This window comes from Haloferax sp. YSSS75, from assembly GCF_046764215.1.
Taxonomy (GTDB): Archaea; Halobacteriota; Halobacteria; order Halobacteriales; family Haloferacaceae; genus Haloferax.
Genome location: NZ_CP177206.1, coordinates 2,520,877 through 2,539,795, shown reverse-complemented (window position 1 = coordinate 2,539,795; position 18,919 = coordinate 2,520,877). Strand labels below are relative to the sequence as shown.

18 protein-coding genes are annotated in these 18,919 nt (G+C 63.6%); 9 read left to right on the top strand and 9 right to left on the bottom strand.

From position 1 onward, the window contains the following. Positions 1-41 precede the first annotated feature (41 nt). The 8 genes from ACK3R5_RS13375 to ACK3R5_RS13340 all read right to left on the bottom strand — a co-directional run bounded on the left by ACK3R5_RS13375 (position 42) and on the right by ACK3R5_RS13340 (position 8,539). Complete coding sequence (locus tag ACK3R5_RS13375; RefSeq protein WP_411967308.1) at positions 42-812, bottom strand: IclR family transcriptional regulator; 771 nt, start codon at positions 810-812, stop codon at positions 42-44. A 71-nt stretch (positions 813-883) separates the two neighbouring features. Next, positions 884-2,257, bottom strand: a complete 1,374-nt coding sequence (locus tag ACK3R5_RS13370; protein ID WP_411967307.1) for an MmgE/PrpD family protein — start codon at positions 2,255-2,257, stop codon at positions 884-886. A 40-nt stretch (positions 2,258-2,297) separates the two neighbouring features. After that, on the bottom strand, positions 2,298-3,626 hold the full coding sequence (locus ACK3R5_RS13365) for an MmgE/PrpD family protein (protein WP_411967306.1): 1,329 nt from the start codon (positions 3,624-3,626) through the stop codon (positions 2,298-2,300). A 1-nt stretch (position 3,627) separates the two neighbouring features. After that, complete coding sequence (locus ACK3R5_RS13360; protein WP_411964572.1) at positions 3,628-4,332, bottom strand: ABC transporter ATP-binding protein; 705 nt, start codon at positions 4,330-4,332, stop codon at positions 3,628-3,630. After that, a complete protein-coding gene (locus ACK3R5_RS13355; RefSeq protein WP_411964571.1) occupies positions 4,325-5,089 on the bottom strand; it encodes an ABC transporter ATP-binding protein in 765 nt (254 codons plus the stop codon). Before ACK3R5_RS13355 ends, ACK3R5_RS13360 begins: the two co-directional genes overlap by 8 nt. Beyond that, positions 5,089-6,165: a branched-chain amino acid ABC transporter permease gene (locus tag ACK3R5_RS13350; protein WP_411967305.1), complete on the bottom strand. Its 1,077-nt coding sequence runs from the start codon at positions 6,163-6,165 to the stop codon at positions 5,089-5,091. Before ACK3R5_RS13350 ends, ACK3R5_RS13355 begins: the two co-directional genes overlap by 1 nt. Further along, on the bottom strand, positions 6,162-7,127 hold the full coding sequence (locus ACK3R5_RS13345) for a branched-chain amino acid ABC transporter permease (RefSeq protein ID WP_411967304.1): 966 nt from the start codon (positions 7,125-7,127) through the stop codon (positions 6,162-6,164). The genes ACK3R5_RS13350 and ACK3R5_RS13345 overlap by 4 nt, the downstream gene beginning before the upstream one ends. Before the next feature lie 83 nt (positions 7,128-7,210). Next, a complete protein-coding gene (locus tag ACK3R5_RS13340; RefSeq protein ID WP_411964568.1) occupies positions 7,211-8,539 on the bottom strand; it encodes an ABC transporter substrate-binding protein in 1,329 nt (442 codons plus the stop codon). 200 nt (positions 8,540-8,739) lie between these two features. Between ACK3R5_RS13340 and ACK3R5_RS13335 the strand changes: the two genes are divergently transcribed. Then, on the top strand, positions 8,740-9,522 hold the full coding sequence (locus tag ACK3R5_RS13335; protein ID WP_411967303.1) for an SDR family NAD(P)-dependent oxidoreductase: 783 nt from the start codon (positions 8,740-8,742) through the stop codon (positions 9,520-9,522). A gap of 27 nt (positions 9,523-9,549) precedes the next feature. Here ACK3R5_RS13335 and ACK3R5_RS13330 read toward each other — a convergent pair whose 3' ends face one another. Then, a complete protein-coding gene (locus ACK3R5_RS13330) occupies positions 9,550-10,983 on the bottom strand; it encodes an FAD-dependent oxidoreductase (protein WP_411967301.1) in 1,434 nt (477 codons plus the stop codon). Positions 10,984-11,132: 149 nt separating this feature from the next. Between ACK3R5_RS13330 and ACK3R5_RS13325 the strand changes: the two genes are divergently transcribed. The 8 genes from ACK3R5_RS13325 to ACK3R5_RS13290 all read left to right on the top strand — a co-directional run bounded on the left by ACK3R5_RS13325 (position 11,133) and on the right by ACK3R5_RS13290 (position 18,742). Further along, positions 11,133-11,558: a nuclear transport factor 2 family protein gene (locus ACK3R5_RS13325; protein ID WP_411967299.1), complete on the top strand. Its 426-nt coding sequence runs from the start codon at positions 11,133-11,135 to the stop codon at positions 11,556-11,558. Further along, positions 11,555-12,532, top strand: coding sequence for an LLM class flavin-dependent oxidoreductase (locus ACK3R5_RS13320; protein ID WP_411964564.1), 978 nt, complete (start codon positions 11,555-11,557; stop codon positions 12,530-12,532). The genes ACK3R5_RS13325 and ACK3R5_RS13320 overlap by 4 nt, the downstream gene beginning before the upstream one ends. A 66-nt stretch (positions 12,533-12,598) precedes the next feature. After that, entirely contained in the window at positions 12,599-13,258 is a 660-nt protein-coding gene (locus ACK3R5_RS13315) for an isochorismatase family protein (protein WP_411964563.1), read from the top strand. Beyond that, the gene (locus tag ACK3R5_RS13310; RefSeq protein WP_411967298.1) at positions 13,255-14,655 is read left to right on the top strand and encodes a dihydroorotase; all 1,401 of its coding nucleotides are present in this window, start codon (positions 13,255-13,257) and stop codon (positions 14,653-14,655) included. The genes ACK3R5_RS13315 and ACK3R5_RS13310 overlap by 4 nt, the downstream gene beginning before the upstream one ends. An 88-nt stretch (positions 14,656-14,743) precedes the next feature. Further along, entirely contained in the window at positions 14,744-15,949 is a 1,206-nt protein-coding gene (locus ACK3R5_RS13305) for a CaiB/BaiF CoA transferase family protein (RefSeq protein ID WP_411964561.1), read from the top strand. Further along, positions 15,946-16,905 (top strand): hydroxymethylglutaryl-CoA lyase, encoded by a 960-nt coding sequence (locus ACK3R5_RS13300; protein WP_411967297.1) that lies wholly within the window; start codon positions 15,946-15,948, stop codon positions 16,903-16,905. The genes ACK3R5_RS13305 and ACK3R5_RS13300 overlap by 4 nt, the downstream gene beginning before the upstream one ends. A gap of 2 nt (positions 16,906-16,907) precedes the next feature. Continuing rightward, positions 16,908-18,221 carry a 3-isopropylmalate dehydratase large subunit gene (locus tag ACK3R5_RS13295; RefSeq protein ID WP_411964559.1) on the top strand — a complete coding sequence of 438 codons (1,314 nt, stop codon included), beginning with the start codon at positions 16,908-16,910 and terminating at the stop codon, positions 18,219-18,221. Further along, positions 18,218-18,742 (top strand): 3-isopropylmalate dehydratase small subunit, encoded by a 525-nt coding sequence (locus tag ACK3R5_RS13290; RefSeq protein WP_411967296.1) that lies wholly within the window; start codon positions 18,218-18,220, stop codon positions 18,740-18,742. Before ACK3R5_RS13295 ends, ACK3R5_RS13290 begins: the two co-directional genes overlap by 4 nt. The last annotated feature ends 177 nt before the right edge of the window (positions 18,743-18,919 follow it).

Below are 18,919 nucleotides of genomic sequence, written 5' to 3'. Positions count from 1 at the left end.
ATAGTGAACGACCGTTCGGCAGAGTAGAACACTGGGCAGCTCTAGGAGTACGTCGCGCGAATGCCGATGACACGAGCGGCCTGTTTCACCATCTCTGGAACCTCGCTGTGGTACCACTCGCCTTTCATTCGCGTCGTCGGGCCGGAGACGCTTATCGCACCGAGGATGGTGTCGTCGTCTGCGAGAATCGGTGCGCCGACGGCGCGCATCCCGGTAATCCGTTCCTCGTCGTTGAAGGCGTGGCCACGCTCTCGAATCGTCGCCAACTCGGCTTCGAGTTCCGCTCGGTCGGCGATGGTTTTCGTCGTGAGTCGCGGCAGGTCGTCGTCGAGGATGTCGTTCCGGTGGGCTTCGTCGCAGAACGCGAGGTAGGACTTCCCGACGGCCGTCGTGTGCAAGTCGACAGTCGTCCCGATGTGCGAGTCCGTCTGGAGTCCCTGCTCAGACTTCACCTGGTAGATGTAGACGCCGTGGCCGTTCTCTTCGACCATCACCTGCCCGCGTTCGCCGACGGCGTCGACGAGTTCGTCCATCTCCCCAATCGACGTGTGGTAGAGCGCGTGCCGTGTCCGCGCGTGGTCGCCGAGGTCAAGGAACTTCAGGCTCAGCGCGTAACCACTGTCGACCCGGACGAGGTACCCGATGTGTAAGAGCGTCTGGAGGTGGTTGTGTGCAGTGCTCTTCGAGATATCGAGGGCAGTCGCGACGTCGGAGACACCACTCACGCCCTCTTCACGCAGGTGTTCGACGATGCCGAACGATGTTTTCGTAGCGCCGATTAATCCGTCTTCGGCCGGGTCGTTCGTGTGCATAGATAGCCCATGTGGGTCCTTCACAATAATTGTTCGTATTCTGTTCGGAAGTACCGAACAGACGTTCCGTATCAGCGATTCAACGAGGCGACAACGGTGGATACCGACACCGAGTCGAGCGACGAGAGCGTGTCGAGAGCGTGGTCGGCAGCGGCCGTCGTCCCGAGGCCGTAGGTGAGCAGTTCCCGATTCCGACTGGCGAGCGACGCCTCGTCGAGTGGGTCTCTGTAGTCGCCACGCGGGACGTCTCGTCGTCCGACGTATCGCGTTCCGTCGTGGGTGACCACTTCCACGCGAGCGCCCCACTTGTCCGGGAACGCGCGTTCGTACGCCTCGTCTACGTGCAGGTCGACGCGCTCGGAGAGCGACTGGACGGCTTCCTCGCCGAGGGCGTCGTCGTGGAAGTGTTCGAGCGAGAGTTCACCGTCTGCGACCCACCGCGCGAGGACGTACGGCGTGGAGAACTTCGCCGCCGTCAACGTGTCCGGCCGCACGTGACCCATGTCGACGCCGTTTCGGTACGTGTAGACGTCGATGTGGGCGACGTCTTCGGGGTCCAAGTCGCCCACGTTCGCGTCTCTGAGCGCGTCGAGCGGCGCATGGGTGTACCGGCAGGAGGGGTACGGTTTGTGGTACGCCTCTGTAATCCACCACTCGTCGCCGAGCGAGTCGAACAGGTGGGCGAACTCACCGTCTTCGAGGAGCGACTCGAACGGGTCGTAGACGGCTTCCATCGCTGCGGCGGACCCACGGAGGCCGGCACCTGCGAGCGTCGCCGCGCTCACACCCGCCTGTGCGGAGAACCCTGCCGTGAAGTTCCGCGACGGAGCACCCTCTGCGAATGGGTCGTGCATCGAGACGACTGCGAGATTGAGCGCAGTTCGAACCGTCTCGCGAAGCTGGTCCGGTGAGTGTCCCATGCAGACGGCCGCCGTGAGCGCCGGACCGAGCGTCGTCCACGTCGAGTGGGGGTCGCGGACGAGCCACGGAATCGCGTCGTTGAGTCGCGCCTTCATCGCGAAGAGCGCGTACTCGAAGCGGGTGCAGAGTTCGTAGGACCGAACGCACGCGTCGACGAACGTCTCGCCGTCGACGTCGTGTGCCTCGGCGACGCCGACGGCCCCGGCGACGATGCTCGCACCGACGTGTCCACCACGGTTGTGGCCCTCTTCTATCTCCTGTGTAATCGCGGCGGTCACGTTCAGGAGGGCCGCGTGGGAGGGGTCAACCCGTCGGTCGGTTCCGAGGACGGAGGCCGGTCCATCTGCGAGTTTCGCCTCCCGGAAGACGTCGGCGTGCTGTGGTGCGGCAGCACCTGCGACGGTGGCCGTGAGCACGTCCGTGACGACACGCTTTCCGGCCGCTCGAACCGCGGGCGGAACCTCGGTGGTCAGAAAGTCGTACAGTTGCTGTTCCCAATCTCGGACTGGTTTCTGTGGAATCATTGGTTTCTCGAAGGAGGAACGGAGGACAGGGGACGGCGGTTCAGGCCCGTGTCAGGGCACAGAGGACGCGGGGGGCGGCGGGTTCGCGCGCCGCCGTCCAGAGTCCGTTGACGCTCCCGTCTCCGATGACGGGTGCGACGAGTTGGTCGAACTTCGTTCGAAGGTCGGCGTCGGTAAACGGGTCGTGTTCGCCACCGCGTGCCGTTCGAACCTCGTGAGCGAACGTGTCTCCGCCGCTCGTCTCGATGGTGACACGCGCACCGCGTTCGTCGGGCGCTCGGGCGGCGAACTCGTCGGCGGCGACGACGTCGACGCGCTCTGCCAACGTGAGCACCTCCCGGGTCACCGCCTCGTCCGTGAACGACGACTTGCCCGTCTCGCCAGTCGTCAGCGCCGAGGCGATGGCGAACGGAATCGAGAACTTCGCCTGGAGCGCGTTCTCCGGTCGTGTGTTGGCCAACGCTGCTGCCGAGGGGTACGTCTCGACACGGACTGCCGCGACGTCGGCCACGCCGAACGCCTGTCGCTCTGCCAGCGTCTCGACGGCGTCGAGGACCGCGTGAGTGTATCGGCACGCCGCGTGAACCTTGAAGTACCCGCGTTCGATTTCCCAGCGGTCACCCAGTCCGTCCGCGAGGGCGGCCCGGTCGGGTTCACCGGCGGCGACAGACGACAGGTGGCGTGCGATACCGTCGTCGAGGCCGGTGAACCCCGCTTCGGCCTGTTCGACGGCGACGATTCCCGAGAGGTTGCTCATGCCCGCGTAACTGTTCCGGACCGTCGCACCTTCGGTCGCCGCTTCGAACCGCGTGTGCTGTGCGTAGTTCGCCGCGATGCGCATCGCGTGGAGGGTCGTCTCGGTGTCGAGTCCGCGGAGTCGTGCGACTGCCGCCGCGGTTCCGACGCCACCCCACACACCGTGCGGGTGGACACCGTCGGCCAACGGGACGACCATCTCGGCCACGCGGACGGCCGCCTCGTACCCGGCGACGAAGGCGGTGAGGAGTTCGTCACCGCTCCGGTAGGACGACTCACCGTCCGCGAGGAGTGCCGGAAGGACGTGAATCGCTGGGTGTCCGGCCGCGAAGCGATGGCCTTCGTCGAGTTCGAGGACGGTTCCGGCCGTCGCGTTGAGGAACGCAGCGCGGTAGGCAGACGTTCGCTCACCGGCCGTCCCGAGGATGGTCGCGTGCCCGCCGTTGTCGTTTGCCCACGTCCGCGTGAGCGCCGCCACTGCGGGGTCGGACGCACCACCGAGGATGACGCCGACTGTGTCCGCGATGACCAGCGACCCTCGGGCCGCGACGTCGTCTGGGACGTCTTCCCGGTCGAGCGTCGAGACGAACGATGCGAGGGTCGCTTCGTCCATCTCACACCCCGAGGTACGCTTCGACGACGCTGTCGTCTTCGAGTAGTTCGTCACCGCTCGCGGTCATCGTGATGCGACCGTTCTCCATGACGTACCCGCGGTCGGCCAGTTTCAGCGTCTGTTGGACGTTCTGTTCGACCATGAGCACGGTCACGCCCTGCTGGTGAATCTCTCTGACCACGTCGAACACTTCCTGGACGAGTTGTGGTGCGAGTCCGATGGACGGTTCGTCGAGGATGAGGAGGTCCGGTTCACCCATCAGCGCCCGTGCGAGCGTCAACATCTGCTGTTCTCCGCCAGACATCGTCCCGGCGCGCTGCTTCTTTCGCTCTTCGAGGCGCGGGAACAGGTCGAGCATCTCCGCGAGGTTCTCCTCGCGGTTCGCGACTGCTTCGTCGGTCTGCGCCCCGAGCAGGAGGTTATCTATCACCGTCATGTTGGTGAATAGGTCGCGGTTCTCGGGGACCTGCACGATGCCGCGTTCGACGATTTCGTGCGACGGTTTCGTGTGAATCTCCTCACCTCGGTAGGTGATACGGCCGTGACTCGGTTGGAGGATGCCACAAATCGTGCGCATCGTGGTCGTCTTCCCGGCACCGTTCGAACCGATGAGTGCGACGATTTCCTCCTCGCCGACGTGCATGTCGACGCCGTGGAGCACCTCTATCTCGTCGTAACCAGCCCGGACGCCTTCGATTTCAAGCATCGTCGTCGAACCCTCCGATGTACGCCTCGATGACGCGTTCGTCTTTCACGACGTCTTCGGGTTTCCCGAAGGCGATACCATGGCCCTGGTCGAGTACCTTCACGTAGTCTGAGATGTTCATGATGGCTTTCATGTCGTGTTCGATGATGAGGAGGCTCGTCCCGCGGGCGCGCAACTGCCGGAACAGGTCGAGCATCTGATTCGTCTCCTGTGGCGTCAACCCTGCCATTATCTCGTCGAGGAGCAGAATCTTCGGCCGCGTCGCGACGGCCCGGGCGAGTTCGAGGCGCTTCTGTGCGCCGACGGTGAGTTCGCCCGCTTCTTCGTCTGCACGGTCGGCGAGTCCCACGAATTCGAGATTCTCCATGGCGATGTCGCGCGCTTCGCGGCGGCGACGGGTGTGGATGTGCGCACCCACCATCGCGTTCTCGATGACGGTGAGTTCTTCGAGCGGGCGCGTAATCTGGAACGTCCGGGCGAGGCCTGACCGTGCGACTTTGTGCGCGGGCAGTCCAGAGATGACGTCACCTTCGAGTGTGACTGTCCCGGAGGTGGGTGGGAAGGTACCGCTGATACAGTTGAACAGTGTCGTCTTCCCGGCACCGTTCGGGCCGATGAGGCCGATAATCTCGCCGCTGTTGACGGTCATGTCGACGTCTTCGAGCGCTTGCAGGCCTGCGAACCGCTTTCCGACACCCTTGGCGGTGAGGAGCGTCTCACCCTCGCGTTCGACTGACTGCTGGTCATCTGGCGCCATCACTCGCTCACCTCCTCGTCACCCTGCAGGCGAGACCATAGCGCACGGGCACGACTCGGCCAACTCACCACGCCGCGCGGGGAGTAGATGACGATGGCGACGAGGAACGCGCCGTAGATGATGCGGTCCAGTCCGTTGATGTTGGTGAACGTCGTCCGCGCGACTTCGCTGACCGGCGTGACGATGAACGACCCGACGATGGGGCCGATGAGCGTCCCCGGTCCACCGACGACGGCGGGCAGGAGTATCTCGACGTTCTTGAACAGCGCGAAGACGGTGTCGGGGCGAATCGTGTTGAAGTACATCGACCAGTACGCACCGCCGAGGGCGGTGAAGAAAGCACTGACGGCGACACCGATGAGTTTGTACCGGAACGATGGCACGCCAACGCTCGCGGCGGCCTGTTCGTCTTCACGGATAGCGAAGAAGTAGAGCCCTATCCACGAGTTCTTGATGCCCCACGAGACGACTGTCACGACGAGCAGGAACCCGAGGATGATGTAGTAGTACGGGAGGTCGGTCTGGAACTGGAAGGCGGCGAGTCCGTACTCGGCACCGTAGTCGCGGGGGAACGGCTTGAAGTAGCCGTTCGCCCCGTTCAGTTCGGACATGTTCGTGACGACGAACCGGAGGAGTTCGGCGAACGCCAGCGTCGCCAGTGCGAAGTAGTGACCCTTGAGGTTGAACCGGAACGTGAGTGCGCCAATCACGAGGCCGTACAGCCCCGCGATGACGCCCCCGATGAGCATTCCTATCCAGGGGTTGAGCCCGATGTCGGCCAGGAGCAACTGCGTCGCGTACGCACCGACGCCGAAGAATGCGGCATGCCCGAAGGAGAACTGTCCGGTGTAGCCGGACATGATGTTCCACGACTGGGCGGTGTAGGCGTAGATGACGGTGAGGATGAGCACCTTCAGACTCAGCGTGGCCGCGAGTTCCATCCCGGCCACGTCGATTTCGATGATGTACGGGAGTGCCGCGAGGAGGCCGAACAGTGCGACTCCCTTCACGAGCGGTGCGTACCGCTGGTCGTCGAACGTTCGGTAGCCCTCGCGGACGGATTCGAGTGTGCTCATGCTTCCGCACCTCCGAAGAGGCCCTCAGGCTTCACGAGGAGCGTCCCGATGAACAGGAGGAAGATGAGCACCTGAGAAGTCGTTCCCGGGAGGTAGTATCCGCCGAACACCTGTATCATGCCGACGATGAGGCCGCCAACGAACGCCCCGGGGAACGACCCGAGGCCGCCGAGGATGACGATGACGAAGGCGTTGATGAGATACGCCTCACCGGTGAACGGGTCGAACCGCTGGAAGAGCGCGATTGACCCGCCGGCAACACCGGCGAGCGCCGCACCGATGCCGAAGGTGAGGTAGTTGATCTGTGCGACGTTGATACCGACGTAGCGAGCACCGTCACGGTTGTCTGCGGTGCCGCGAATCTTCCGGCCGAGGTCGGTTCGGTTCAAGAACGCACGGACACCGAGCATCGTCCCGAGGGCGATGAGAAGCGCGTAGAACTGGCCGAGCGGGATGAACACGCCACCGAGCTTCAGCGACCCGAGCGAGAGTTCGACCTGCTGTGGGTCGGGTGTGAAGACGATCTCGATAGCCGATTGGATTATCAGCAAGACACCGAGGGTGGCGATGAGTTGGTTCTGTTGCGGTGCCTCGATAATCGGTTCGACCGTCAAGATGTGGACGCCGATACCCAACACGAACAAGACGAGTGCGGCGATGGGAATCCCGACGAACGGGCTGATTCCGAGGGTGGTCGAAGCCAACCAGACCGTGTACATCCCGACGACGAGGAAGACGCCGTGGGCGAAGTTGATGACGTCCATGACGCCGAATATCATCGTCAGGCCGAGCGCCGTGAGCGCGTAGACGCCTCCGAGGAGGAGGCCGAACGCGAGTAACTGGAGCAAGACGGGCTCCATGTTGGCGATATCGGTCAAGAGCTGTGCAAAGGGGTCGATGAATCGGTCGAGACCACCTCCTTGTAACGGGAGTGGCGCGACCGATGTGACTAGGTGTCGCATGCGGTTTCTACGCTCGGGGATTGTTGGCACCCGGCATAAAAGGTATTCATTTTTCGAGGCGGTTCGTTGACGTGTAGGTGCGATTAGACCTGTGGGGATGCCTCCGCGTACTCTTCTGGGTAGACGACTTTGACAGAGAGGTCCTGAACCTGGTTGACCGGTCCGAGTGCGTTGAGGTTCTCGCCCTCGTCGTTGAACTCGATGGTTCCCATCGCAGAGATGTGGTCGTCGTACTGGAGGCTCTTCAGCGCCTCGTTGATGTCGTCCGGGTCGTCGCTGCCGGCCTCTTCGACCGCTTGAATGATGACTTCGCCGGCCGTGTACGCCATCCCGACGGAGGCGGAGAACTCCTGGTCGTAGTTGTCGAGGAACTGCGAGCGAACTTCGGCCGTCTTGTCGATGGTCGGGTTCAGCGCGTAGTTGTTGTCCATCACGCCGTTGGCGAACTCGCCGATGTCGCTGACTGCTTTGTCGTCGGTGAACGTCGCCGACGCGGACGCGGTCAGGTACGGTGGACGGTAGTCCTGGTCCTGAAGCGCCTGTGCGAGGAGGACGCCCCCCGCGACGTACGTCGTGGCGATGATGGTGTCGGGGTCGGCACTCCGGAGTTTCGAGACTTGCGTGTTCGCGTCGGACGCGCCGAACTCGATGGCAGTCTCTTCGACGATTTCGACGTTTTGTTGCGGGAGGAACTCCCGGAGACTGTCACGAATCGCCTGCCCGTAGCTGTTGTTGATGTAGAACAGACCCGCCGTCTCGATGGTCCCGCCAGCATCGCGGATGACCGATGGCACGAGGTCGGCGTAGTCGCTGGCGAGACGCCGCGCTGGCGGTTGCGGTCGGTAGATGTAGTTGAATCCGCGACCCTGCAGGATGTTGTCCGCCGCGGCGATGGAGATGACGAAGGGGACGCCTTGTCGCTCGGCGACCTGTGTCGCTGCCGTCGTCACCGGCGAGGAGTAACATCCTGTGAGCACGTGCGCGCCGTCGCTGAGCAGTTCTTCGCTCACTTGCCCACCGAGTTCCTGTTTCCCTTGGTTGTCGCCTTCGATGACCTTCACTTCGGCACCACCGAGCGACTCGATGCCACCTTCCTCGTTCTTCCGCATCGCGGCGAGTTTGATGGCGTTACTCATCCCGACGCCCGTGGCGGCGAGGCCACCCGACAGCGGGTGGTTCGAACCGATGATAATCTCCTCGACAGACTGTTCGGGCGTTCCGGTCGTCGTTCCCTGACTCCCGCCAGAGTCGCCGTTACCTCCGGAATCACCGCCGGAGCCACCGGAATCGCCGCCGTTGCCGCCGGCGTCGTCGCTCGTACAGCCAGCCAGTGTCAATGCTGCGACGCTCGCACCCGTTGCTTTGAGGAAGCGTCGCCTGTTGCTCGTCGAAGACTTGAGAGTCTTACCCATGGCAATCATTCTCGGGGTTAGAGTGTATTCGTAATAAAGACTATCGTACTCGTTCTGTCACGTCTGGGAGACGTTCCCGTTCTGGATGTGGTCAAGACGCCGTTCTCGATGCTCCTCCGTCTCGAATCGCCCCAATCACGTCGCTCGAAGCCTGTCGGTAGTTAACATACGTTCATTACGCGCTCCGCTGTACGCCTTCTATGGTCACTCCGAGGACTCAACAGACCAAACCGGGCGAGCACGCCTTCGCAAACCGAACTGTCGTCGTCACGGGAACGGCGAGTGGAATCGGACAGTCGTGTGCAGAGGCGTTCGTCGCCGCCGGTGCGACTGTCGTCGGTGGCGACACAGCAGACCAGCGTGAGACAGCATCGACGTGTGCTGATGGTCCGGGTTCCTTTCGGGCAGTCTCCGTGGACGTCACCGACGATGCGGCGGTCCACCGACTCGTGGATACCGCAGTCGAGACGGGTGGAATCGACGTGGTGGTCAACGTCGCCGGCATCATCAGACGCGGTGCCGTGGCCGACCTGTCGGACGACGACTGGGCCGACTCGCTCGACGTCAACCTCTCCGGGCCGTTTCGTCTCTGCCGAGCGGCGGCACCCCATCTGAAAGCTGACGGCGGGGCCGTCGTGAACGTCTCGTCCATCTACGGACAGGTTGGTGCGGCAGGCCGAGGGAGCTACGTCGCGTCGAAAGCAGGTGTCGAGGGACTCACCCGGACACTCGCCGCCGAGTGGGGGTCCGACGGTGTCCGCGTCAATGCCGTCGCCCCCGGGTACATCCGAACGCCGATGACCGAACCCTTCGAAGAGGACGCGGCGGCGCTCGACCGGTTTCGGTCGCTCTCGGCGCTCGAACGCGTCGGTGACCCAGCGGAGGTGGCGTCAGTCGTCACGTTCCTCGCGAGCGACGCGGCGAGTTTCGTCACGGGTGAGACGCTACTCGTCGACGGTGGGAGAGCGACAGTCGAAAATTGAGACACCGCAACTCGGCCGTTCGTCCGCTTACTCGAGCGACTCTCTCGCGTGGATTCCGGCGAGTCGGCCGTATCCGAGCGCAGTCGTCAGTCCGTTTCCGGAGAGATACCCGCCAGCACCGTGGCCGCTGATTCCGCAGGCCGTTCCGCCGCCGGCGTAGAGGTTCGTGACCACGGTTCCGTCGGTTCTGAGAACCCGTGCGTGTTCGTCGACGACGAGGCCACCCTGCGTGTGGAAGAGTGACCCGGTGACTTTCGTGCCGTAGAAGGGCGCTTCGAGCGGGTGTGTCCCATCGACACGGCCGACTTCGTCGGGTTCGCCCGCCGTGGCCGCTTCGTTGTACGCGGCGACAGTCTCTGCAGCACGTTCGCCGTCGGCCCCGAGGCGTGTTGCGAGTTCGTCCACCGAATCGGCGCTGTGGTACGTCCCGTGTTCGACTGCCTCGTCGAAGTCGTCGAACGACCCCTGTAACTTCCGGAAGATGCGCTCGTCGAACAGTTGGACCGCCTGTCCACCGGGTTGTTTCAACACGTCGATGGCGAACTCGCTGTACCCCGACGACTCGTTGCCGAAGCGCTCGCCCGCCTCGTTGACCAGAATTCCGCCGTTCATGACGACGGCGTACGTCGAGAGCATCCCCGTCTGACTCGCGACGGTGGCGTGTCCCTGATAGGCGTCCATACAGGCGAGTTCACCGCCGAGTTCGGCGCCGAATCGGACACCATCGCCGGTGTTACCGTCGGACCCGAAGTAGAGCGCTCGTTCGATATCCTCCTCACAGTACTCCGTGACCATCTCTCGGTTTCCGGCGAACCCGTCGGTGGCGAGGACGACTTTCTTCGCCTCGATTGCTTCGTCGTGGGTGCGGCCCGCGACGACACCGCGGACTGCCCCGTCTTCGGCGACGAGTTTCGTCACGGGTGCGTTCGTCAGGAGTTCGATGTTCGGTGTCTCCTCGACTCGCTCGACGAGTTCCGCGACGAGGTTCTCACCGTTCCGTCCCTCGGGTGCGTGCATCCGGTACTCCGAGTGTTTGGGATATTTGAAGTCGTCGACGAGGTGGAGGGTGACGTCCCAGTCGTCGACCAACCAGTGGACGAGGTTCGCGCTCTCTTCGCAGAGGTACGCGACCCGCTCTTCGTCTGCCTGGTGGTCGTTTTTCTCCAGGATGTCCTGTGCCATGTCGGCGGGCGTCTCTTCGATACCGGCCTCCCGCTGGAGTCGGGTCCCCGCCGCCGGAATCATCCCCGTCGACAGCGACGTGTTGCCCCCGCAGTGTGGTGCCTTCTCTAACACTGTCACGCGAGTCTCGGGGTCTTCGCTGGCCGCGAGTGCGGCGACCAGTCCGGTCCCACCGCCGCCCGCGACGAGAACGTCGGTGTCGACGTCCCAGTCGATATCTTCGACCGAGACGACCTCTGTGACGCCATCGCTCGGCGTGCGCTTGGCTTGCTCGTCCATGGACCCTGCTAGTGAGACTCTCTCGTAAAGGTACCGCCAGCGTCCGCTCCCCTCGCGTACGCGAGTGAACAAACGAGATAGAGCGGACAGACCGGGCGGTGGACCCCGCCGAGAGTGAGAACTATGGTGCTTGGGAACACGCTGAAACCATGGACTCACCACGAGTCATCGTCGAAGAGTTCTTCGACCGGATGGAAGACGACAGGAGAGATACCGTCGGCGACCTGTTCGCCGAGGACGCAATCATCACGCTCCCGGGAGCGACGTTCGAGGGGCCGACTGCAGCCTACGACTTCCTCGACTTCCTCGGGCCGCGATACGAGTGGGCCGCCAAAGAGTTCGACCGCTGGGTCGAGGCGGGAGACACCGTCGTGAGCATCGGGCGACTGTACGGCGTCGACAACGACGGGGTCGAATTCGAAGACGTCCGATACGTCGACGTCTACGAGGTCAGTCACGGACTCATCCAGCGACTCGACATCTGGAACGACCTGGCCGTGGATGGCGTCGTGCCCGTCGAACCGGCCGAGAGAGGAGAGTCGTGGGTGACACGCGTGTCGAGCGAGGAGGAATGACCGACAGAACGGCCGTTCTCTTCGCGCTCAGAGACGACCCGTCGCTCGTCTCTCTCGCGGAAGAACTGGGGTACGAATCCGCGTGGGCGGCCGAAGGGCAGGGCAAAACCGCGTTCGGGAAACTCGAGCGGTGGGCCGTCCACACCGAAGAAATCGGACTCGCGACTGGTATCGTCAACGTGTTCTCGCGTACGCCGGCGACGCTCGCCGCGGCGACGGCGACGCTCGATGCGCACTCAGACGGGCGTGCGATTCTCGGCCTCGGTGTCGCTCACCCCGGCGTCGTCGAGACGTTCCACGGCGTCCCCTTCGAGCGCCCGCTCGCTCGGATGCACGAGTACGTCGAACTCGTTCGACGCTATCTCCGCGGCGACGCCGACTCGTTCGAGGGAGAGTTTTTCACCCCCGAACGAACCAGTTTCTGGGACGCGTTCGAACCGGTCCGCGACGAGGTGCCCATCTACAACGGCGCACTCGGCCCGGCAAACGTCAGACTCACCGGACAGGTCGCCGACGGATGGCTCCCGAACCTCTACCCGCGACCACAGTTCGAGGAGGCACTGGAGTGGCTCGAAACGGGGGCCACCCGCAGTGGACGCGACGTCGCCGATATCGACGTGGCGATGTACGTCCTCACCGCAGTCCACGACGACCCGGCCGAAGCGAGACGCGCCGCCGCCGAGCACGTCGCGTACTACCTGCGCGACGTCCCGGGATATTACGACCGCGCCGCAGAACAGGCCGGATTCGCCGACGAAGTCGATGCGGTCCGGGCCGCGCCGACGACCGAGGCTGGTGCACGTGAACTCTCGGAGGACTTTCTCGACCTGGTCGCACTCGTCGGAACGCCCGACGAGACGCGAGGCCGACTCGACGAACTCCGCGAGATGGGCGTCGACCTCCCCATCGTCCGCGCCCCCGGTGGCGTCGACCGCGAGTGGGTCGCCCGAACGCTGGAGGTGTTCGCACCGTAACATGATTGTCCCGGATTGTGCCGTACTTTTATGCTGGATGCCATCGCATCTCAGTCGAAGCGAGTCATGACAGACCGTATCTGGGAGGACCTGCTATCTGAACAGGATAAACAGGTCATCACGAAGGCTGGTTACGACAAGGAGGGCGCGTCGTCGTGGGAGTCACGCGGCATGGGCGAGAACCCGATGGTTCTCGTCATCGACATGCAGCGACTCATCGTCGGCGAGAACGTCCCCATCCTCGACGCAGTCGAGGAGTATCGCACGGCGATGGGCGACATCGCCTGGGACGCCATCGAGTACATCGACCCGTTCCTCGACTTCGCACGCGAGGAAGGACTCCCGGTGACCTACACTCGCGTCGTCCCGTCGAGTTACGACGACCCCGACCACCCGGACCTCGACATCGTCGACCCCATCGCGCCGGAGGAAGGTGACACGGTCATCGACAAGTCCTACGCCTCGGCGTTCTACGGGACCGACCTGCTCTCGCGACTCGTCCGCGGTGACCACGACTCGGTCATCATCGTCGGCAACTCGACGAGCGGATGCGTCAGGGCGACGGCAGTCGACGCGAAGCAAAACGGATTCAGCGTCATCCTGCCACAGGAGTGCATCTTCGACCGTATCGAAGCGTCACACAAGATTGGTCTCCTCGACCTGTGGATGAAGTACGCCGAGGTGCTGGAGACCGACGAGGTGAAGACGTGGGTCGAGACGCTATGAACCACGACCTCGTCATCTCGAACGGCACCGTCGTCACGCCCGAACATGGAACTTTCGAGGCAGACGTCGCCGCCGACGGCGAGGCGATATCGACCATCGCCGCACCGGGGACCCTCTCGGGCGAGACGGAAATCGACGCGAGTGGGAAGTACGTGCTTCCCGGCGCAATCGACCCGCACACCCACCACGGTATCTACCGCGGACTGGAAGCGGACGCCGAATCCGAGTCGAAGTCGGACCTCGTCGGTGGCGTGACGACCATCGGGAACTACTTCCGTCGCGCCGGGGCCTACGAGGACATCATGCCGGGGTACTTCGAGGAGGCCGAACCCAACTACTACCACGATTACTTCTTCTCGCTCGGGTTGCTCTCGATGGAACACGTCGAGGAGATTCCGACCATCATCGAGGAGTTCGGTATCACGACGTTCAAGTGGTACATGAACTACAAGTACGCCGCCCGCGAGAAGTTCGGCGTCGACTGCGACATGAAAGACGACTTCGGCGACGCCTTCGTCAAGAAACTCGCCGACCAGGACGTGCCGACGACGCTCGGATACCACTCCGAGAACGTCGAGATAACGAACGCGCTCGCCGGCGGCAACGTCTACGTCACCTCCGAGTCCGACGACACCGACGCCGAGGGAGACGAAGGGTACGAGGTGATGGTCGAGGAGTTCCCCGGATACGCCGAGACCCAGAGCATGGTCGCCGGGTCGTCGCTCGCGAAGGTCCACGGCTACGACGACCGATTCTACGCGGTCCACATCTCTTCCGGGCAGACTGCAGACGAACTCGCTGCGCTCCACGACGCCGGTTACGAGACGTGGGGCGAGACGTGTATCCACTACCTCACGCTCACGACCGAAGAGTGCGACGAGCGGATGAAAGTCAACCCACCCGTCCGGTCGCAAGCCGACCAGGAGACGCTCTGGAAGCGCCTCGCAGACGGGACCATCTCGACTATCGGGACCGACCACTGTGCCAACCTCGCCGAGAACAAGTTCGGCGACGGCATTCGCGACAGTCTCCTCGGATTCCCCTCGACGCCGGTGATGCTCCCGCTCATCCTCTCGGAGGGCGTCAACGAGGGTCGCATCTCCCTCGAACGCGCCGTCGAGGTCACGAGCACGAACGCCGCGAAGGCGTTCAACCTCTACCCCAAGAAGGGAACCGTCAGAGTCGGCAGCGACGCGGACCTCGTCGTCGTCGACTTAGACGAGACGAAGACGGTGACGCCCGAACTGCTCCACAGCGTCTGTGGCTACTCGCCCTACGAGGGGCGAGACGTCACGGGGTGGCCGACACAGACCGTCGTGAAGGGGCAACTCGCCTACGACGACGGCGACATCGTCGGCACGAAGGGATACGGGACGCACGTCGACCGACCCGTCTGACCACGCTTCGGCCACTGTATCGACGCGACCGAACACGGACACTGAACCACCTACCGAAACACACAGACACGAACGAGATACCCACGAAATGACAAACGACACGAACGGACCACTCGACGGACTCGTCGTCCTCGAAGCCGGGTCGATGATATCGGGCCCGACGGTCGGCCGCTTCATGGCCGACTTCGGGGCGACGGTCATCAAGATAGAACACCCGGAGTTCGGCGACCACATCCGACGATTCGGCCCGCAGAAAGACGGCGTCGGCCTCTGGCACAAGTACCTCTCGCGGAACAAGCAATCGATAACCCTGAACATCTCCACCGAGGAGGGAGCGGCGGTGTTCGAGGACCTGGTGAGCGACGCTGACCTCCTCATCGAGAACTTCCGACCGGGAACCCTCGAACGCTGGGGCGTCGGTTGGGAGTCGCTCTCTGAGGTGAATCCCGGACTCGTCATGCTCCGGATGTCTGGCTTCGGCCAGACGGGGCCGTACTCGGAGCGCCCCGGATTCGGCACGCTCGCGGAGGCGATGTCCGGGTTCGCCTACCTGAACGGCTTCCCCGACTCGCCCCCGTTGTTACCACCGACGGGACTCGCAGACAACATCGCGGCGTTGTTCTCGACGTTCGCGGTGATGTTCGCGCTCTATCACCGGGACGTCCACGGCGGCGGCGGCCAGTACATCGACACGAGCCTCATCGAACCCATCTTCGGACTCCTCGGCCCACAACCGCTCCGCTACGACCAACTCGGCGAGATAGAAGGCCGGACGGGTAACCGCTCGACGTCGTCCGCCCCGCGCAACGTGTACCGAACGGGCGACGACCGCTGGGTCGCCATCTCGGCGAGTGCACAACCGCTCGCCGAGCGAACCTTCGAGGCGATTGGCCGGCCCGACCTCGTCGACGACCCCCGGTTCGAGACGAACGAAGACCGGATGGAGAACATCGACGAACTCGACGACATCATCCAAAGCTGGATGGACGAGCACACGCGCGAAGAGATTCTCACTGCGTTCGAAGAAGCGGACGCCACGCTCGCACCGGTGTACAACGTCGAAGACATCCTCAACGACGAGCACTATCAGGCGCGCGAGGCGTTCTTGACCATCGACGACCCTGACCTCGGTGAGGCAGTCGTCCAGAACGCGTTCCCCAGATTCTCGGAGACACCGGGGAAGGTGAAGTACCTCGGCCCCGGTCTGGGTGAACACAACGACTCAGTGTACCGTGAGCGACTCGGCTACGACGAGGAATTCATGACCGAACTCGAATCGGAGGGCGTGATATGAACCTCCTCACGAACCTCCCGGACCGGGTTCACGTCGTCGAGATGCTGCCCCGCGATGGGTTCCAGCGCCTCGACGAGTTCGTCCCGACCGAGGAGAAAGTCGAGATAATCGACGAACTCTCGACGACGGGCGTCGACGAAATCGAAATTTCGTCGTTCACGCACCCGAAGGCCGTCCCGACACTCCGAGACGCCGACGACGTTGCCCAGCAAATCACCCGCCACGACGACGTCACCTACCGAGCGCTCGTCCCGAACATCGTCGGCATGGAGCGTGCCGTCGAGGCGGACGTCGACAAGGTGAACGCACTCGTCACGGTGAGCGAGACGTACACCGAGAACAACCAGAACCGGACGCGCGAGGAAGTCCTCGCCGAGATGGACGACATCGTCGAACTCGCCCACGACCACGGCATCGAAGTCGAAGCGGGCATGGGGACGAGTTTCTACTGCCCGTACGAAGGCGCGATAGACGCCGAGGAGACGCTCTCGGTCGTCGACAGCGTCGTCGCGTCGGGTGTCGACGAGGTGACGCTCGCGACGACGATGGGACTCGCGAACCCCGTAGAGATTACCGAGCGATTCAGCGCGGCGTTCGACGCTCATCCGGACCTCGATATGGGTCTGCACCTCCACGACACGAACGGGATGAGTCTCGCCAACACCCTCGCCGCGATGGCAGTCGGTGTGGACCGATTCGACACCTCGGTCTGTGGTCTCGGCGGGGGCGTCGTCCTCCCCGAGGGCATGTCGGGTGTCGGAAACACGCCGACAGAAGACCTCGTCCAGATGCTCACGCGGATGGGCGTCGACCATGGCGTCGATTTCGACCGTATCGAAGACGCCGCCCACGACGTGTCTGACCGCCTCGGACTCGGGGCGACAAGCCACGTCCTCATGGGAGGGACGGTAGAGCGCGTGCTCGAAACCGTCGCCTCCGACAAACGAAGTGATTGAACATGACCGGAAAGACACTCGCAGAGAAACTCCTCTCGGAGAAGTCCGGAACCGACGCCCGTGCCGGCGACTACGTCGAGGCCGAAATCGACGTGGCGATGGCCCACGACATCACCGGGCCACTCGCGTTCCAGACGTTCCACGAGGTGGCGGGCGAGGACGCCGACCTGTTCGCGCCCGACCGAACCATCTTTACAATCGACCACCACGCCCCCGCAGACGGTGTTCAGGCGGCGAACAACCACAACGCCGTCCGCGAGTTCGCCGCGAAACACGGGGCGAACCAGTTCGACGTCGGCGACGGCATCTGCCACGCCGTCCTCGTCGAAGAGGGGTTCGTCCGACCCGGTGACCTCGTCATCGGTGCGGACTCTCACTCGACGACCTACGGCGGCCTCGGCGCGTTCGGAACCGGCGTCGGTTCGACAGACCTCGGGACGGCGCTGGCCACCGGTGACCTCTGGTTCCGCGTCCCGCAGACGATGCGGTTCGAAGCCCACGGTGACCTCCAGGACGGCGTCTACGCGAAGGACCTGATTCTCCGATTCATCGGCGACGTCGGGTTCGATGGCTGTACCTACATGGCCGCGGAGTACGCCGGCAGCACCATCGAGTCGCTGCCCATCCACGAGCGACTCGTCCTGTCGAACATGGCTATCGAGATGGGCGGGAAGACGGGCCTCGTCGCGCCAGACGACCGGACCGAATCGTACCTCGAACGCCAGACCGGCAACGACATCGACCTGAACGACGCCTTCCGCTCGGACGACGACGCCGACTACGAGGCGGTACACACCTACGACGCCACCGAGTTGGCACCGCAGGTGTCGAAACCGTCGAACCCCGAAAACGCCGTCGACGTGACGGCTGTCGAGGGGACAGAAATCGACCAACTGTTCGTCGGAACCTGCACGAACGGCCGCTACGAGGACATCAAAATCGTCGCGGACATCCTCGACGGAGAGACGCTCGCGCCGAACGTGCGGATGGTCGTCGTGCCCGCCTCGAAATCCGTCTACAGACACATGCTGAACACGGGCGTCTTCCAGACGCTCACCGACGCCGGTGCCGTCATCCAAAACGCCGGGTGTGGCCCCTGTGCGGGCTACCATCAGGGCGTCCTCGGCGACGGTGACGTCTGTCTCGCCACGGCGAACCGGAACTTCCCGGGCCGCGAAGGCTCGATGGAGTCGTCAGTGTACCTCGCCAGTCCCGCGACGGTGGGGGCGAGCGCGCTCTACGGTGAGATTACGGACCCACGGACGGTCCAGACGAACCGCTACGACGACACCGTCTTCGCGGAGGTGCTGCCATGACGACGCCGAGTGACGCCACTGGCCGGCCAGACCCGAGCGCCCCGGCGCGAGCGTGGGTGTTCGGTGACAATATCGACACCGACCAGATTACGCCGTCGCGCTTCATCGTCTCGTCGGACCCCGACGAACTCGCGACACACGCCTTCGAAGACTTACGACCGGAGTTCTCCGAATCGGTCGAACCCGGTGACTTCGTCGTCGCTGGAGAGAACTTCGGAAGCGGGTCTTCGCGGGAGCACTCACCGCTCGCACTCGTCGGCGCGGGCGTCTCGGGCGTCGTCGCCCAGTCGTTCGCGCGTATCTTCTTCCGCAACGCCATCAACCTCGGCCTCCCGGTGCTCATCTGTCCGGGCGCAGACGCCATCGACGACGGCGACGAGATTCACATGAACCTCGACGCGGGTACCGTGGTCAACCACACGAAAGACGAGCAGTACGACGCGGAGGCGCTCCCGCAGTTCCTCCAGTCACTCGTCGAACAGGGAGGGCTGAAAGCCTACACGAAAGCGAGACTCGACTGACAAGCGGGCACTTGTCAGTCGATACAGAGCACCGGGCGACGAATACCACAGCGGCACCCACTGAACGCCCCATTCGATACGGATTCGCTTTTACTCGGGACGGACATCCCCATAGCGGTGTCCAGCGGTGACGCCCTCGACGGGGCCGTTCGGGTCAGTGACCGGATTATTTACCAT

Bases quoted from the DNA above. Each gene is read 5' to 3' on its own strand.
- ACK3R5_RS13310 (WP_411967298.1), top strand. From the start codon at position 13,255: ATGAACCACGACCTCGTCATCTCGAACGGCACCGTCGTCACGCCCGAA.
- ACK3R5_RS13325 (WP_411967299.1), top strand. From the start codon at position 11,133: ATGGACTCACCACGAGTCATCGTCGAAGAGTTCTTCGACCGGATGGAA.
- ACK3R5_RS13365 (WP_411967306.1), bottom strand. From the start codon at position 3,626: ATGGACGAAGCGACCCTCGCATCGTTCGTCTCGACGCTCGACCGGGAA.
- ACK3R5_RS13335 (WP_411967303.1), top strand. From the start codon at position 8,740: ATGGTCACTCCGAGGACTCAACAGACCAAACCGGGCGAGCACGCCTTC.
- ACK3R5_RS13290 (WP_411967296.1), top strand. From the start codon at position 18,218: ATGACGACGCCGAGTGACGCCACTGGCCGGCCAGACCCGAGCGCCCCG.
- ACK3R5_RS13295 (WP_411964559.1), top strand. From the start codon at position 16,908: ATGACCGGAAAGACACTCGCAGAGAAACTCCTCTCGGAGAAGTCCGGA.
- ACK3R5_RS13345 (WP_411967304.1), bottom strand. From the start codon at position 7,127: ATGCGACACCTAGTCACATCGGTCGCGCCACTCCCGTTACAAGGAGGT.
- ACK3R5_RS13300 (WP_411967297.1), top strand. From the start codon at position 15,946: ATGAACCTCCTCACGAACCTCCCGGACCGGGTTCACGTCGTCGAGATG.
- ACK3R5_RS13360 (WP_411964572.1), bottom strand. From the start codon at position 4,332: ATGCTTGAAATCGAAGGCGTCCGGGCTGGTTACGACGAGATAGAGGTG.
- ACK3R5_RS13340 (WP_411964568.1), bottom strand. From the start codon at position 8,539: ATGGGTAAGACTCTCAAGTCTTCGACGAGCAACAGGCGACGCTTCCTC.
- ACK3R5_RS13330 (WP_411967301.1), bottom strand. From the start codon at position 10,983: ATGGACGAGCAAGCCAAGCGCACGCCGAGCGATGGCGTCACAGAGGTC.
- ACK3R5_RS13355 (WP_411964571.1), bottom strand. From the start codon at position 5,089: ATGGCGCCAGATGACCAGCAGTCAGTCGAACGCGAGGGTGAGACGCTC.
- ACK3R5_RS13375 (WP_411967308.1), bottom strand. From the start codon at position 812: ATGCACACGAACGACCCGGCCGAAGACGGATTAATCGGCGCTACGAAA.
- ACK3R5_RS13315 (WP_411964563.1), top strand. From the start codon at position 12,599: ATGACAGACCGTATCTGGGAGGACCTGCTATCTGAACAGGATAAACAG.
- ACK3R5_RS13370 (WP_411967307.1), bottom strand. From the start codon at position 2,257: ATGATTCCACAGAAACCAGTCCGAGATTGGGAACAGCAACTGTACGAC.
- ACK3R5_RS13320 (WP_411964564.1), top strand. From the start codon at position 11,555: ATGACCGACAGAACGGCCGTTCTCTTCGCGCTCAGAGACGACCCGTCG.
- ACK3R5_RS13350 (WP_411967305.1), bottom strand. From the start codon at position 6,165: ATGAGCACACTCGAATCCGTCCGCGAGGGCTACCGAACGTTCGACGAC.
- ACK3R5_RS13305 (WP_411964561.1), top strand. From the start codon at position 14,744: ATGACAAACGACACGAACGGACCACTCGACGGACTCGTCGTCCTCGAA.